Genomic DNA, 14,625 nt, shown 5'->3' on the forward strand with positions numbered 1-14,625 from the left:
CTGCTTTAGGATCAACAGATCGATACATAAGCAAACCATTTTTCATAAACTTATTGTTCGAATGGTTGAAGGTGATCCCATTACATATCAGAATGTTAAAATTAGTGCTTAAATAAACACCTCAAAACAATTATTTCTGTATTATATAGTTTCTAATAATTAACGTTACAAATCATTAAGATTTTTTCATTTGGGACAGAGAAGAGGGAAAACATTTGCCAGAATCTTGCTTTTCTTTCCTTTAGGGTCAACAAATACCTATTGTGCGGATGCTCTGCATGTACCACCAAACCCTTTCAATGGGGTTGAAGTCCGGAGAATACGGAGGTAAGTACATTATTTTAGGATTCCGCTCAAGGAAAGTTTTCAGCAGCTTCGCATGGTGATACCTAACGTTGTCAACGATTAGCACGATTTTACTTGCCTCCTGGTATACCCTTAGAAGCTTCCTGATGTGTTTTCTAAAGGACATGTAGTTCCCTTTGTCCGCGAAGTTTACCGTAACCTGCCCGGAAGCAATATTCAGGCCTCCAAACGTGGTCTGCCGCTCTCCTTGCCTCTGCTTGCATCCAACGACAGGCTGTTTCCCCTTTAAGCCCCACATGTAGGAAAGGGTTGCGGTATTGCTCAGGCTGAACTCGTCCTCGAACAGGAAAACCGCATTAGCCGGTTCCTCCGCTAGTTTTTTTTAACGATTCAACGAACGCTGCCCGCTGGGCTGGATCCGCTTCAGGGTGCTTGCCCCTTGCCTTTTGGAAGGAGAAACCGAGCGTTTTGAGAATGTTGTAAACCTGAGCCTTCTTGTATTCTACCCCATAGGTTTTATTGATGTACACCCCGATTAGCGGGCCGCTCCATGTGGCGGAGTTAAAGCCAAACTCATCCGGTCTATTATTTGTCAATACGCATCTCAGCGCTCCCATCTGGGCGTGGTCTAATTTGGGCTTTCTCCCGCTTTTAGGCTTATCCTTTAGCCCTGCCACACCATCTTTGTTGAAGTTCCTAACCCATACGCAGAATCGTGAGTGTGATTTGTAGTAGAGCTCCTCAAGCTTTCTGGAGGATAGCCCTTTCTTGATTTGAATTAAAGCCATGATCCTAGATCCTACAACATAATCAGCGTTGCTGTTCAGGATGTTTTCGAGTTCCTCTACGGTGAAGTTAGGGATGGATAGTTTTTGCATAATCGATTTTATGCAAATATACAAATAATGTATTGTTATATATTAGATTTCATATAATAAACACAATTACCAACACATCATTTGCTATATAAAAATTTTTATTGTATTTTTAGTTGTTAAAACTTAACTAAATCTTAAACAATGAACATTCCTAACTCTGTAAAATTCAATTTAAGAGATGTTCCTCTGCTCCTTAACCTTAAAATTTTATCACTATGAAAAAGTTATTTGTACTATTTGCATTAATTGCAACTACAAGTTTGTTTAATGCGTCAGATTTGAAGAGTATTCCTCCAGGAGCTCATACTTTTAATTTTGGGTATTTCTCCGGGCATGCCTCTGTATCTCCTTATAATAATTACAATCAGAATATTTACATTACAGCAAGTCAGGCGGGTACTTTTAGCTATTATGTATATTTTTCAAATTATATTGCAACATCACACCATTTTTCAAATCAATCCTATGGAAACTGGTCAATATATTTCAATAAGGTAGATTTCTTTTATAATGGAAATCTTTTTTATACCTCTTACAACCTTAATGATTCCTATTCCATCTTGGCAAACGTCGGCTTTCGTATTACCTATACAATAGAAAATAATGAAGCTTAATTATAATTTTTGCTAATAAAAAAATCCCGACTAAAATCGGGGTTTTTTTATTAGTTGCTATTTTACTGTTGAGCCATTTTCTACCTTATCACTAGGAATTATAAAGCGAAGTTTACCGTCCGAATCCTCCGCCATTAGTATCATCCCGTGTGATTCTATCCCTTTAATTTTTCTTGGTTCAAGGTTAACTAGAATTGATACCTGCCTGTTAATAACCTCTTCTGGGGTAAAATGTTCCGCTATTCCAGATACAACGGTTCTTTTATCAATTCCAGTATCAATAAGGAGTTTCATCAACTTTTGTGTTTTAGGGACACGTTCAGCCTCCAAAACAGTGCCTACACGAATATCCATTTTAGAGAACTCCTCGTATGTAATATTTGGTTTTTGAGGTTCAACTTTAGTGTTCATCTTCTCGTTTGCAACTTTGGTGGCCTCTAATTTTGCAAGTTGAGTGTTAATAGCCTCATCCTCAATCTTATCAAAAAGAAGTTCTGGTTGATTAAGAAGATGTCCAACTCCAAGAATATCACTTGCTCCCGCCCTAGTCCAATCGCAACTATCAAGATTAATCATTCGTCTAAGCTTCTCCGCAGAGAATGGAAGGAATGGTTGAAGCAGAATCGACAGGTTTGCTGTTATTTGAAGTGATATGTTAAGGATTGTAGCAACCCTCTCCGGTTGATCCTTAAATATCTTCCAAGGTTCTGTGTCTGCTAGATACTTATTTCCCAAACGAGCTAAATTCATTGCATCTTTAAGCGCTTCACGGAAGCGGAAGTTTTCGAGATTATACTCAATTGCATCTTTTATCTTTGGTATTTCAGCAAGGGTCTCCTTATCAAAGGGTGTTAGCTCTGAGCAAACGGGTAGTTTACTATCAAAATATTTTTGAGTAAGCACCATTGCCCTATTCACAAAGTTTCCAAGGATTGCTACCAGCTCACTGTTGTTCCTAGTTTGAAAATCCTTCCAAGTAAAATCGTTATCCTTTGTTTCAGGCATATTTGCAGTAAGGGTATACCTCAACACATCCTGTTTATTAGGAAAATCAACTAAATACTCGTGTAACCAAACCGCCCAGTTTCGTGAGGTTGATATCTTATCCCCTTCAAGGTTGAGAAACTCATTTGCAGGAACATTTTCAGGGAGAATATAACTTCCTTCCGCCTTTAGCATTGCGGGGAATACAATACAATGGAAAACGATATTGTCCTTACCAATGAAATGAATCATTCGGGTTTCAGAATCTTTCCAATACTTTTCCCAATCGGGGGTTAACTCTTTAGTTGCAGAGATATAACCAATAGGAGCATCAAACCAAACATATAAAACTTTACCTGTTGCACCATCAACAGGAACAGGAACACCCCAATCTAAATCCCGGCTAACTGCTCGGGGTTGAAGACCCTGATCCAGCCAACTCTTACATTGCCCGTAGACGTTTGCCTTCCACTCCTTATGATCTTCTAGTATCCATTTTTCAAGAAACCCTTGGTATTTATCCAGTGGTAAAAACCAATGTTTTGTCTCCTTTAAAATTGGCTTTGATCCACTGAGCGTAGAACTTGGGTTAATTAAATCGGTAGCATTTAAACTTGTTCCGCATTTCTCACACTGATCGCCATAAGCACGCTCGTTTGAGCAATGAGGGCAAGTACCAGTAATATATCTATCAGCAAGAAATTGATTAACTTCCTGATCGTAGTACTGTTCAGTTGTTTTTTCGATAAATGTTCCATCATCGTAAAGCTTCCTGAAAAATTCTGAAGCTGTTTGATAATGAACCTTTGAGGAAGTTCTTGAGTAGATGTCGAATGCAATACCAAAATCTTTAAATGATTGTTTGATGATATCGTTATACTTATCAACTATCTGTTGAGGTAAAACTCCTTCTTGACGAGCTTTTATTGTAATTGGTACTCCATGTTCATCGGATCCACAAACCGAAATAACATCAATCCCTTTCATTCGTAAATATCTTGTATATATATCCGATGGAATGTATACACCGGCTAAATGTCCAATGTGAATAGGCCCATTGGCATATGGCAGGGCAGATGTGATTAGGTAACGTTTGTAACTTTTCATAACACGTAATTAAATAGTTAAACACAAAAAAACAAGCCCGGTCAAACAGGCTTATAATTATCTTCAATCGAAGAAAAAAATCAACGGAAATTATTACCTTTAAAGTGTAATTAGCCAACAAATATACTAACTATTTTCCTTCGAGTGAAACACCTATGTTCCACTTTCAATAAAATGAATTGAATTATCAATAGGAGGAAGTAGGTTATTTTACCCGATTTTATTTACATGAAATGGAAAACATCACACCCCCTTTTATTAAACCAGGCGATTGTATTGGGATAATTGCTCCAGCCCGACGTGTTTTAGTGCAAGAAATTAATCCCGCAATCAGGTTCTTAACAGGAAAAGGGTTTATAGTAAAAACTGCGCCACATCTATTTGCTGGGTTTCATCAATTTGCAGGAACCGAAGAACAACGGGCAAGTGATTTTATGGGTATGATAGAAGATCCTTCCGTTAAAGCCATTCTATGCGCAAGAGGCGGTTACGGATCCGTTCGTTTACTTGAGCACCTAAACTTTCGCAAACTTCAACAACATCCAAAGTGGGTGGTTGGTTATAGCGATATCACGGTTTTTCACAGTCTTTTGAATGGCTGGTATGGTATTGAAACAATTCATGGCCCTATGCCATTCAACTTTCAATCCGAAGGTGGAACTAATGAATCCCTGGAATGTTTAATTAATGTTTTAACGGGAGAAAGTCCCAAATACACTGTTAACCCTCATCCACTTAATAAACAGGGAAAAGCAGAAGGGAATTTGGTGGGAGGGAATCTTTCTATTTTATATAGTCTTTCTGGAACGAATGCTGATATAAATCCCGCTGGGAAAATTTTGTTTATCGAGGATTTGGATGAATATCTATACCACATCGATAGAATGATGATGAATTTAAAGCATGGCGGGAAACTTACTAATATTGCCGGATTAATAGTTGGTGGTCTCACAGAGATGAAGGATAACCATACCCCTTTCGGATTCACTCCACACGAAATTGTTTCTAATGCCCTAAAAAATTATAATATACCAATTTGTTTTGATTTTCCCGCAGGGCATGTTGAACCAAACTATTCTTTAATTATGGGTAGACGAGTTCGATTAGAGGTAACTGATAATGGTGCAACAGTTGCTTTCGAAAAACCTTCTATTGGTCAATTTTTTGATAGTCAGAAGGAATTTTAAACATATTCACGTTTAGCAACTCCTCTTTTATTTCAGTAACTGAAACCTTCATTTTTTCTTTCCGAAGAAGTGTTCTCTCAACTGTTAGCATTGGGAATTCTCCATCTATTCCGGGGAGATTTGAAAACAGGTTGATGTCTGATTTTATATTTCGGAGAATGTCATTCAATAATTTGAAAAATGGAAAATTGCGCTGAGTAACCCAAAAAGCTGTTTCAGTATCCTGTGAAATATTTTTAACTCGCACTAAACTGCAATTATAACCATTAACCATCATTCTATTCTCTGTCTTTATAATTGTTGTATCTTCTTTTGAGGTTTGAGTAAGTCCTTTAGTCATAAGCTCATAAAACAATTTACGCTTGGGAGAAAGTGCAACAACTTTTTCGCTTTCGAGGTTGATAATTAAAATACTTACCGAATTCATTTTGGAATCAAACTCATCAAGACGGACCAAGTTACCCTTCACTTGTATTTTTATAAAAGAGGTGTCGTAAATAGTTTTTCTCTCCAGATTGATGCTTCCCTCAAATTTTTGTAATTTTGATTCTGCATTACCTGTAAAAGTTAACAGTAAGAATAGTTCGATTAATATGAAAGGTCTAGTTATCATTATGCTGTATAGCGCTTTCATATCACTTTTGTTACGTTGAAAATGAAAAATGATAATGATCTTAATCACCCTAAGGAACTGGGTAAACGTGGCGAGGCAATTGCAGAAGAATATTTAGCCAAAAATGGATATAAGATCCGTCACAAGAATTGGCATTATGGACATAAAGAACTTGATATTGTTGCAATCAAAGATAATACCTTGATTGTAGTAGAAGTAAAAACCCGTTGGACCAATTACTGGGAGGAGCCGAAGGAATCTGTTCGACGTAAAAAGCAAAGGTTTATAATTGAAGCAGCAGAGGCATATGTACAAAACTACAACCTAAATATGGATGTACAATTCGATGTTATCTCAATCATTTTGCAAGGAGAAGTCTTTGAATTGGAGCACATTCAGGATGCTTTTCAACCTATCTTTTAGTATTAGAGATATTAACTATTCCTCCTTTAGCGCATTCCAACCCTGTGCTCTAAGTTCTATCTCATTCCCATCGGGAGTAACGAGGAATGCACCAGTGTTTTCGGGGGTTATGTGACCAATTACCGAAACTCCCTCAATTGTTAAAATTTTTTCATGAAATTCAATTGGGACGGTGAAAAGCAACTCATAATCCTCGCCACCATTAAGCGCAGCAACAATTGCATCAATATGCATCTCCTCAGCAATCTTAAAAGTCTGTTGATCGATAGGTAGTTTTTCCAAATAAATTCTACAACCAACGTTTGAGTTTTTGCAGATATGCATTGCTTCAGATGATAGCCCATCGGAAATATCGATCATTGCGGAAGGTTTAATCCCTGCAATATGAAGTTCTTCAAGAATTGTCTTTCGTACTTCTGGTTTAAGAAATCGTTCAAGAATATAATCCCATCCTTCAAATTGAGGCTTGATGTTTGGGTTTCCATCAAACACTTTTTTCTCGCGCTCAAGTAGTTGAAGTCCCATATAGGCTGCTCCAAGATTTCCTGTAACACAAAGTAAGTCGTTTGTTTTTGCTCCGCTACGGTAGCATAAGTCTTTCTCATTCGCCTCACCAATAGCAGTAATGCTTAATGTTAATCCAGTATAGGAGGTTGATGTATCACCACCAACAAGGTCAACCCCATATCGTTCACAAGCTAAATATATACCACTGTATAGTTCTTCAAGATCTTCAAGACAAAAACGCTTCGAAACGCCTATCGAAACTGTAATTTGCCTTGGTAAAGCATTCATGGCATAAACATCGCTAAGATTTACTATTACCGCTTTGTAACCCAAATGCCTTATAGGAAAATAAGTTAAGTCGAAATGTACACCTTCAAGGAGTAAATCAGTTGTTACTACCATCCTTTTGCCATCAGGATTAATCACGGTAGCATCATCTCCAACGCCCTTAATTGTGGATTTGTTTGTATTCTTTGCTCTTTCAGTTAGGTGATCGATTACTCTAAACTCACCCAACTCGTGTAATTCCGTACGCTTCGACTTATTTGACATTGTTGAAAAAATTAAGAGGCAAAGATAAGTAGATTAGTGGCAAGATAAAAAGATGATATGTTAATAAGCAAAAACAAAATACTAGTGTTTGCGATGTTTGCTAAGAAGTTTTGTGAAAGAAAAGTTCAAATAAATTTGCTACTTACCTGTATTCCCTCTTTTTTAAGCGAATTAATAAAATAGTCCTTGTCAGCTAAGTGTGATTTTTCGAGTTGATCGTACCAATATCTGGCTGTTAATTTATCTCCCTTATTGAAAAAAATTCTGATTAAATTAAAGTAGGAGTAACCGTATACATATGTTGGAAATTCTGGTATCACCTCAACAACTTTTGTAAAACAATCGATGGCTTCATTTATTTTATTTGAAGCATACAGTTCGACTCCTTGATCGTATAGTTTTATATCCTTGCTTAACTTTTCGTCAAGGATTACCTTTGTAAATCTAAAACATGATTTATCACAATCTTCTATTAGGTTAATTAACTTTGTTTCTTCTGGTATTTTAGGAAAAACTAAGGTGAAGTTCAATTTCTCGCCTATTCTCAAAAAATTATGAACCGAAGGACAGGTTGGAATACCCCTCGTTTTTATAAGATTAAACCGTTTATGATCTTTAGGGTTCTCAATGTATATATTCCTATCCGCACAAAACCACCCTCCTTGTGCCAGTTTATTTTGAATTGAAAGTTCAATAACTGTTGAATCTTTATATAGACCTACTCTTAAAATTGTTAAGTCCTGATGGGTTCGATCAGCTATCGCTGGGTTTTCAAGTATTTGTTGTGCATTGACATAAAAGAAACAACAAAGAATTGTAATTAGTAACGCAATTTGCTTCATACTCCTAAAATATTTGACCTCAAAGGTTATGAATTCCTGTGTTTGGATTCGGTTTTAAATAAACAAGGGTCGGAATAAACCGACCCTTGCAAGATAATTATTTTTATTCAAACGATTTAAAAATGATAATCTACTCCAATTGAGAAGTCTATGTTTGTTCTGTTATAGGTTTCTTGTGCTGATGGAACACCATATTTTGTATAGTCAATGCTTTTTGCATCAGACTTATACATTGTATAAAGCATACCGAGATTCAATACCATTTTCTCTGAAACCTTAATAGCTCCACCAAAGCCTACAGTATTTGAGGTTAAACTATAACTTAAATCGGTTTGATATCTTTGACCTACACCAGTTTTGGCATAAAGATATCCTGCGGAGATAAGAATTTTGTCGGTGATATCGTACTCACCACCTAAAGCAACTTCGTATAGGTTTCCATCAATTACCTTCTTAACACCTGGAGCTGATTCAATAATAGCATCTTTGTCGAAGTAGTAATGCATACCAGCACTCACTCTCATCTGAGGAAGAACTTTATAACCGATACCAACAGATAGAATTGCAGGTATATCACTTCTAATCTTATTACCATCGGTAAATAGACCTGTTCCATCTACCTTGGTTTTGTTTGTAAGTGTAAGCTTAGTTCTAAACTCATACTTAATACCAATATTTAATTTTTCGCCAAAGGTGAGGTTTGCACCAAAAATTGGAGTATAGCCAGTACCTGTTTGGTCTGCGTCCACATCCTTATCAGCAGTTGCGGCTGCATTTGCTGTCATTGTTGAAGCCTTTCCTGCATAGGTTGTTGAAGCACCTGATAGGAAGGCTTGAGTTTGTGCAATTGTCATACCTGTTGGGTTACCGCCTAAAGATGTAATAGTCCCTTGTAATGTTGCTACTTGAGTTGGTGTTAATCCTGCAGCTGTACCATTTGAAAGCAGGACGGATCCACCACCACCAGTAATAACTGGTTGCAATGAGGTTGCTGAGCCTGAGAGTTGATTAGAAACCCCTGTAAGGTAAGTAGCTCCATCAGTAAAGAATTGGGTTGCTGAAACCATTCCGCCAGTATATGAAGCACCAAATGCAGGATAGTTTGGATTAATCATTATGCTTTTTAGATACCCTTTATAGGTGTTCTTAGCAAAAATCATTCGTGCTCCTGCTGATAGGGAAATCATATCGTTTATAGCATAACTGGCATTGAGCTGAGCTCCCCAAAATACGCTTGTCCCTTTAAAATTAATATTCGCTGAATAGTTAGTGGTTGGAATTGTGGGAACATTTGCAGCAAGCATTGCTGGAATGGCTGATACTGGTATTTCAAAACTTGGAAGACCCGTATCATATTTTGCAGATCCTCCTCCTGAATTTGGTTGAAAACCAAAACCTAAAGCAAGTTTATTTTTCTTATACACAGCATAAAGATCTGGGAATAATGGTGCTGTAACATCACCAACATATTTAGCCTTATGAAGTGAAGGAAATTTGTTTTCAATTGTTTTTTTCTGAAAAACTGATTGATTGCTAAGTGATAGATGAAATCCATCCGCAAGTTTTGTTAATCCAGCCGGATTATAGTAAACCGCATCCAAACTTGTAGATGCATCGCGAGCAAGCATACGAACGTATGAAGCGCTTTGGCCCGCATTGGTGACAATACCACCAGCAAATACTGCAATTGGTGACATCAATCCTGTAAATAGTAAAGCAAATAGTACTCTTTTCATAAACATTAATTTAAGGTTATTACTTTTTTTCATTTAGGTTAAATTGAACGTGTGTTCTATACGACTGTTCGAAGTAAAAAGATACTTCACCCGTACTTTATTTAGGCAAAAAGATATGAATCAAATAATCAGAAATTGTGAAAGGAATCCTGTTTTTAGTCCAATGTTACAGGAATCATGGTGGAAAAAGAAATGGTAGAGGTGGCTAAACTTAAAGATTTGTGATTTTAACGAATAGGTATCGATTGCAGTATCTTTTAGCTCTGTACTAGAATAAAAAATCATACTAAACGACTTTTTTATAAATCGTTTTAAAAAGACATAATATCCTACAATTGCTAGAAACAACCTTGCCCTGCGCATCGAATCAGGATGTAAATTTAAATGCTAATATATATATTTCTTAATAACAATAAAATTTTTAAAAAACTAAGTGATTAATAATAAAAGCCTTTTATCGCCCAATTACATATTTATCAGCCAGTTTACATGTTAAATAACATAAATAAATTTTTATTTGATAAAAAAATATGTGCCCGCTGTTTTTTACTAACTTATCCGACAAATTAAACCGATTATACATTTAAGGAGTCAAATGAATTTCGAATGTGTTTTGAAAACAACGGAGATACTAATTTGTTAATTATTTAAAAATATGAAATCACTAAACGGATTGTTGAAATTAAGCCTTATTGGGTTGATTTTGTTGATGTTTACTGGCAGTATTTACTCTCAGGACAGCGGGAATGGGTACACCTTTACAATGCTTAAACAGGTTAAAACCACTCCAGTAAAAAATCAACAAAGCACAGGCACATGCTGGAGCTTTGCAACAATCTCTTTCATTGAGACAGAATTAATCCGTTTAGGTCAACCTGAATTTGATCTATCGGAAATGTATTTTGCAAGGTGTGCATACTCCGACAAAGCCAATCTTTATGTCCGGTATCAGGGTACAAATAATTTTGGTCAAGGTGGTCAGGCTCATGATGTTTTGAATATGATGAGAAGTTATGGTATGGCTACTGAAGAATCGTATCAAGGCAAGAATTATGGTAGCAATGACCATGTTCATGGTGAACTAGAGTCTGTTCTGAATGTTTTCCTTGACGCTATTGTTAAAAATCCTAATAAGAAATTAACAACTGCTTGGGCTCCTGCTTATGAATCAATTCTTGATGCATATCTAGGCAAAGCACCAACAGAATTAACCATCAATGGGAAAAAATTTACTCCAAAATCATTTCTAGAATCAACTGGATTGAAACTGGATGATTACGTTGAGATTACCTCTTTCAACCATCACCCCTTCTATCAAAGTTTTATACTTGAGATTCCCGACAACTGGCACCGAGATACATACTATAATGTTCCACTTAATGATCTTTCCACAATAATTGATAATGCAATAATGAACGGATACTCAGTTTGCTGGGATGGTGATGTTAGCGAAAAAGGTTTTGCATATAAAAAAGGGGTGGCTATTCTTCCTGCTGCAAAAGTGGAAGATCTTAAAAACACTGATATGAGTCGATGGACTGAAGTTTCAGAAAAAGATAGAGTAGCACAGATGTTTACTTTTAGCGGACCCGTACCCGAGATAAATGTTACCCAAGAAACCCGTCAGCTAAACTTTGATAATCAAACAACAACCGACGATCATCTAATGCACCTTGTAGGTATTGCAAACGATCAGAATGGAACAAAGTACTACTATACCAAAAATAGCTGGGGAACAGAAAATCATATTTATAACGGGTTTTTTTACATGTCCGAATCTTTTGTGAAGATGAAAACCATTGCAATTCTTGTGCATAAAGATGCTATTCCTACTGAAATAGCCACTAAAATGGGGATTGTTAAATTTAGAAATATTACTAAATAGTCGGCTTGTATTAAACGTCGTAGAAACCTGATAGAAAACAAAACTATCAGGTTTTTTTCGTTTCAATAAACCAAAAGATTACAACCTCTTAGCTGCGCTTCATTCATTCTACCTAAAATTTCAAATGAGCCATCATCATGGGTTTTACCTAAATCTTCCGTTTGAATAAATGAGCAGGAATAAATATTTGCAAGATCAATTATATTGACAGCACCCGCTTTTTGATGCGATAATGTTGAAAAGGGATCATATGGATCGCGGATTACTACCTTCATCCAATTTGGGCATTTAAAAATACCCTTGCCATCAGAATAGGCCTGCGATAATAGTTCTGTCATACCATATTCGGAATGAATCCCCTTTAAACCAAAAGCGTTACATAGCTGATGGTGTAACTCTTCCCTTATCATCTCTTTTCTTCTACCCTTCATGCCCCCAGTTTCCATTACAAGAGAGTTTTTCAACTTAAAGGTATGCTTTTCTGTAAAGTCAACAAGGGCAAATGAAACACCTATCAATAAGCACTTCTGCCCATTAGAATCTAAGCGATTAAGGATTTCAGCAAGATTATCAAACTCATTTAAAAAAAAACCGCTCTCAGGGTGTTTAGATTGTTTGATTAACCGATCAACCATAAAAACCAATGATGATCCTTGGCGTTCAATATATGATGGAAGCAATGCTAGTATACAATAATCAGCGGGATTGCCATAGAAATGGCTAAACGCTAAGGTAAAACTCTTTATATATAACTCAATATCAGCAACAAAATGCCTGCTTGTTTGACTTCCAGTTGTTCCGCTACTTTCAAATACTGCGCTTGCTTCAACACCTATTGGTTTTATCTCTCTTGATTTAAAAAACTGAATAGGAAGAAATGGAATCTTTTCAGAATGGTTTATTTCTTCTGGATTTATCCGAAGTCGTTCGATATACTCCTTATAAATAGGAATATTTTGAGCCTGGTATCGAAAAACCTCAAGGGCTATCCTTTCAAACTCCTCTTTGCTGCTAATCTGAAATATCTCTTCTTTTAAATTAACCATCCTGCAAAGATATATCAAGAGTTTAATTAATTGCTAACGAACAAAACAAGAATCTTAAGCACTTGTAATCTGCTATTTATAAATATTCTTTTATCATGTTTGAGTTTCAGAGTATCACCCGAAAGGGTTATATCTTTTTATTTTTATTTGACTTAATTTTATTCAAAATATAGATAGAAATTATTTTCCGCCAATAATTTAATGGTGATGGAGTTTTTATAGATTCTGGAATATTTGTAAGAAAAATCTTGTTTTTACTCAACTTAATAAATAGTTGCAACAATTGTAACTATAGAAATTATCGAATCTCTCAGCCTTTATATCAAATTTCTTCGCAAGAACCAAAATGTAAAATAAAATTCTTTATGCCCCAGACGGTAACTAATTGAAGTATTAACCTATTAACCTCTTAAAGTTATGAAAAAATCTACAACCTTTTTTATGTTATTCTCTGTAATCCTTACTGGCAGCCTGTTAGTAACCTGTCAAAAAGATGGCAATGAACCCATTACAACCGAAAGTGAGGTGGCATTTGCCATCAACATTTCGTATTCCCAAAACGCATCAACCATGAAACGTGCTATGGCTTACGATCTATTGGATGCAGATAGAATTATCCTTACCATTCAGAACAGCGATGGAAGTGCCACTAAATACACCTCGTCTGAAGTAAAAATTCAGCAGATGAATGGAAGTTACTACACTCAAAAAATGGTGCTAAAAACTGGAAATTATAAACTAACCGAGTTTCTAATACTCAATTCGAATGACAGTACGATCTTTGCAGCACCTTTAGTTGGTTCTCAGGAAGCACAAAATGTCAGCAGTCCATTACCAATCGCATTCACTGTTACAAAAAACGCTACAACTCCTGTAAATGTTGAAGTGTTAAGCACAGAAAATAAGAAACCAGAAGATTTTGGGCTTAACAGCTTCCCTATCATTGAAGTAAAAACCTTTGGTTTTATGATTGGGGTTACAGACAAAGAAAGTGACAAGCTGCTTTCAGCCAAACTAACTGTAAGTCATGCTTCCTATTCTTACGTTCAAAATCTTGATAGCATTCTAAATAATGTTGTTACTGTAAAAGATAGCTTAAGCAATTATACCTTGACAGTGGAAAAGACCGAGTACATAACATATACACATATCTATCCAATAGATTCTTTGAAGATGTTTAAGAATGAAACTTGGAATTTGCCGTTGTTAATTGAACTTGAAAAAAATGCAATTCCTACCAATGGCCTAATTGCTTATTATCCTTTTAATGGTAATGCAAATGATGAGAGTGGAAATGGAAATAATGGGATTAATAATGGAGCCACACTAGCAGAGGATAGATTTGGAAATTCTAATAGTGCCTATAGTTTTGATGGGGTGGATGACCATATCGTTGGCTCTGCAACTAATTTGCCAACAGACGAAAGAACAGTATCCCTTTGGTTTAATGCAAATAATTTAGATAGTTACCCCGTTCTATTTGGATATGGTGGAAATAATTGCGGGACTAGCTGGTTAATGTTTATACTTAATCCTGAGGTACCAGGAAACTATCAGTTTCAAAGTCATTGCCATGTTAATTTATTGAATGGACTATATGATAACGAACCTATCAATAGATGGATTCATTATACTGTTTCTACTAATTCATCAGGTACTAGAATGTATATCAATGGGAAGGAAATTAGCAGTAATAGTACTTTTGTTAACAACACTTTTGTTGCAAATAAAGAGTATTATATTGGAACATGTGTAAATCCATCAGGTATAGGAGGAATGCATTGTTACTACTTAAATGGGAAAGTCGATGACATCCGCATTTACAATCGTGCCCTAAGTGAACAAGAAATTCAAGCCTTATATAATGAGGGGAAATAAAAAAACATGTTTGTAAACAAAAAATAATAGCAAACATAGATGATGTATTTTGTTTAGGGTGTTTATT

Annotated in this window: 13 protein-coding genes; 5 read left to right on the plus strand and 8 right to left on the minus strand. The window is 36.0% G+C overall.

Annotated features, from left to right (window positions below; all coding sequences use genetic code 11):
- Positions 1 to 247 precede the first annotated feature (247 nt).
- Positions 248 to 652 carry an IS630 family transposase gene (locus HOO91_05450; GenBank protein ID NOU16987.1) on the minus strand — a complete coding sequence of 135 codons (405 nt, stop codon included), beginning with the start codon at positions 650 to 652 and terminating at the stop codon, positions 248 to 250.
- 10 nt (positions 653 to 662) lie between these two features.
- Positions 663 to 1,184 (minus strand): IS630 family transposase, encoded by a 522-nt coding sequence (locus tag HOO91_05455; GenBank protein ID NOU16988.1) that lies wholly within the window; start codon positions 1,182 to 1,184, stop codon positions 663 to 665.
- Between the two features lie 215 nt (positions 1,185 to 1,399).
- On the opposite strand from HOO91_05455, the gene HOO91_05460 reads away from it, so the two are divergent.
- The gene (locus HOO91_05460) at positions 1,400 to 1,798 is read left to right on the plus strand and encodes a hypothetical protein (protein NOU16989.1); all 399 of its coding nucleotides are present in this window, start codon (positions 1,400 to 1,402) and stop codon (positions 1,796 to 1,798) included.
- A 57-nt stretch (positions 1,799 to 1,855) separates the two neighbouring features.
- On the opposite strand, the gene metG is transcribed toward HOO91_05460, so the two are convergent.
- Positions 1,856 to 3,889 (minus strand): methionine--tRNA ligase, encoded by a 2,034-nt coding sequence (metG, locus tag HOO91_05465; GenBank protein NOU16990.1) that lies wholly within the window; start codon positions 3,887 to 3,889, stop codon positions 1,856 to 1,858.
- Between the two features lie 233 nt (positions 3,890 to 4,122).
- Between metG and HOO91_05470 the strand changes: the two genes are divergently transcribed.
- Positions 4,123 to 5,076 (plus strand): LD-carboxypeptidase, encoded by a 954-nt coding sequence (locus tag HOO91_05470; GenBank protein ID NOU16991.1) that lies wholly within the window; start codon positions 4,123 to 4,125, stop codon positions 5,074 to 5,076.
- On the opposite strand, the gene HOO91_05475 is transcribed toward HOO91_05470, so the two are convergent.
- Entirely contained in the window at positions 5,039 to 5,710 is a 672-nt protein-coding gene (locus HOO91_05475) for a DUF4412 domain-containing protein (protein NOU16992.1), read from the minus strand. The two genes, HOO91_05470 and HOO91_05475, sit on opposite strands and share 38 nt — an antisense overlap.
- A 21-nt stretch (positions 5,711 to 5,731) precedes the next feature.
- Between HOO91_05475 and HOO91_05480 the strand changes: the two genes are divergently transcribed.
- Complete coding sequence (locus tag HOO91_05480; protein ID NOU16993.1) at positions 5,732 to 6,112, plus strand: YraN family protein; 381 nt, start codon at positions 5,732 to 5,734, stop codon at positions 6,110 to 6,112.
- A 15-nt stretch (positions 6,113 to 6,127) separates the two neighbouring features.
- Here the strand turns inward: HOO91_05480 and thiL are convergent, their stop codons facing one another.
- The 3 genes from thiL to HOO91_05495 form a co-directional block, all read right to left on the minus strand.
- Entirely contained in the window at positions 6,128 to 7,171 is a 1,044-nt protein-coding gene (thiL, locus tag HOO91_05485) for a thiamine-phosphate kinase (GenBank protein NOU16994.1), read from the minus strand.
- Between the two features lie 125 nt (positions 7,172 to 7,296).
- Positions 7,297 to 8,013: a hypothetical protein gene (locus HOO91_05490; GenBank protein ID NOU16995.1), complete on the minus strand. Its 717-nt coding sequence runs from the start codon at positions 8,011 to 8,013 to the stop codon at positions 7,297 to 7,299.
- 116 nt (positions 8,014 to 8,129) lie between these two features.
- Positions 8,130 to 9,749, minus strand: coding sequence for an aromatic hydrocarbon degradation protein (locus tag HOO91_05495; GenBank protein NOU16996.1), 1,620 nt, complete (start codon positions 9,747 to 9,749; stop codon positions 8,130 to 8,132).
- A gap of 709 nt (positions 9,750 to 10,458) precedes the next feature.
- On the opposite strand from HOO91_05495, the gene HOO91_05500 reads away from it, so the two are divergent.
- Entirely contained in the window at positions 10,459 to 11,634 is a 1,176-nt protein-coding gene (locus HOO91_05500; protein ID NOU16997.1) for an aminopeptidase, read from the plus strand.
- Positions 11,635 to 11,696: 62 nt separating this feature from the next.
- Here the strand turns inward: HOO91_05500 and HOO91_05505 are convergent, their stop codons facing one another.
- Positions 11,697 to 12,680 carry an acyl transferase gene (locus HOO91_05505; GenBank protein ID NOU16998.1) on the minus strand — a complete coding sequence of 328 codons (984 nt, stop codon included), beginning with the start codon at positions 12,678 to 12,680 and terminating at the stop codon, positions 11,697 to 11,699.
- A gap of 417 nt (positions 12,681 to 13,097) precedes the next feature.
- Between HOO91_05505 and HOO91_05510 the strand changes: the two genes are divergently transcribed.
- Complete coding sequence (locus HOO91_05510; protein ID NOU16999.1) at positions 13,098 to 14,558, plus strand: LamG domain-containing protein; 1,461 nt, start codon at positions 13,098 to 13,100, stop codon at positions 14,556 to 14,558.
- Positions 14,559 to 14,625: the final 67 nt, after the last annotated feature.

Source organism: Bacteroidales bacterium (assembly GCA_013141385.1).
Taxonomy (GTDB): Bacteria; Bacteroidota; Bacteroidia; order Bacteroidales; family Tenuifilaceae; genus UBA8529.

Bases quoted from the DNA above. Each gene is read 5' to 3' on its own strand.
- HOO91_05455 (NOU16988.1), bottom strand. From the start codon at position 1,184: ATGCAAAAACTATCCATCCCTAACTTCACCGTAGAGGAACTCGAAAAC.
- HOO91_05460 (NOU16989.1), top strand. From the start codon at position 1,400: ATGAAAAAGTTATTTGTACTATTTGCATTAATTGCAACTACAAGTTTG.
- metG (NOU16990.1), bottom strand. From the start codon at position 3,889: ATGAAAAGTTACAAACGTTACCTAATCACATCTGCCCTGCCATATGCC.
- HOO91_05470 (NOU16991.1), top strand. From the start codon at position 4,123: ATGGAAAACATCACACCCCCTTTTATTAAACCAGGCGATTGTATTGGG.
- HOO91_05475 (NOU16992.1), bottom strand. From the start codon at position 5,710: ATGAAAGCGCTATACAGCATAATGATAACTAGACCTTTCATATTAATC.
- HOO91_05480 (NOU16993.1), top strand. From the start codon at position 5,732: ATGAAAAATGATAATGATCTTAATCACCCTAAGGAACTGGGTAAACGT.
- thiL (NOU16994.1), bottom strand. From the start codon at position 7,171: ATGTCAAATAAGTCGAAGCGTACGGAATTACACGAGTTGGGTGAGTTT.
- HOO91_05490 (NOU16995.1), bottom strand. From the start codon at position 8,013: ATGAAGCAAATTGCGTTACTAATTACAATTCTTTGTTGTTTCTTTTAT.
- HOO91_05495 (NOU16996.1), bottom strand. From the start codon at position 9,749: ATGAAAAGAGTACTATTTGCTTTACTATTTACAGGATTGATGTCACCA.
- HOO91_05500 (NOU16997.1), top strand. From the start codon at position 10,459: ATGTTTACTGGCAGTATTTACTCTCAGGACAGCGGGAATGGGTACACC.
- HOO91_05505 (NOU16998.1), bottom strand. From the start codon at position 12,680: ATGGTTAATTTAAAAGAAGAGATATTTCAGATTAGCAGCAAAGAGGAG.
- HOO91_05510 (NOU16999.1), top strand. From the start codon at position 13,098: ATGAAAAAATCTACAACCTTTTTTATGTTATTCTCTGTAATCCTTACT.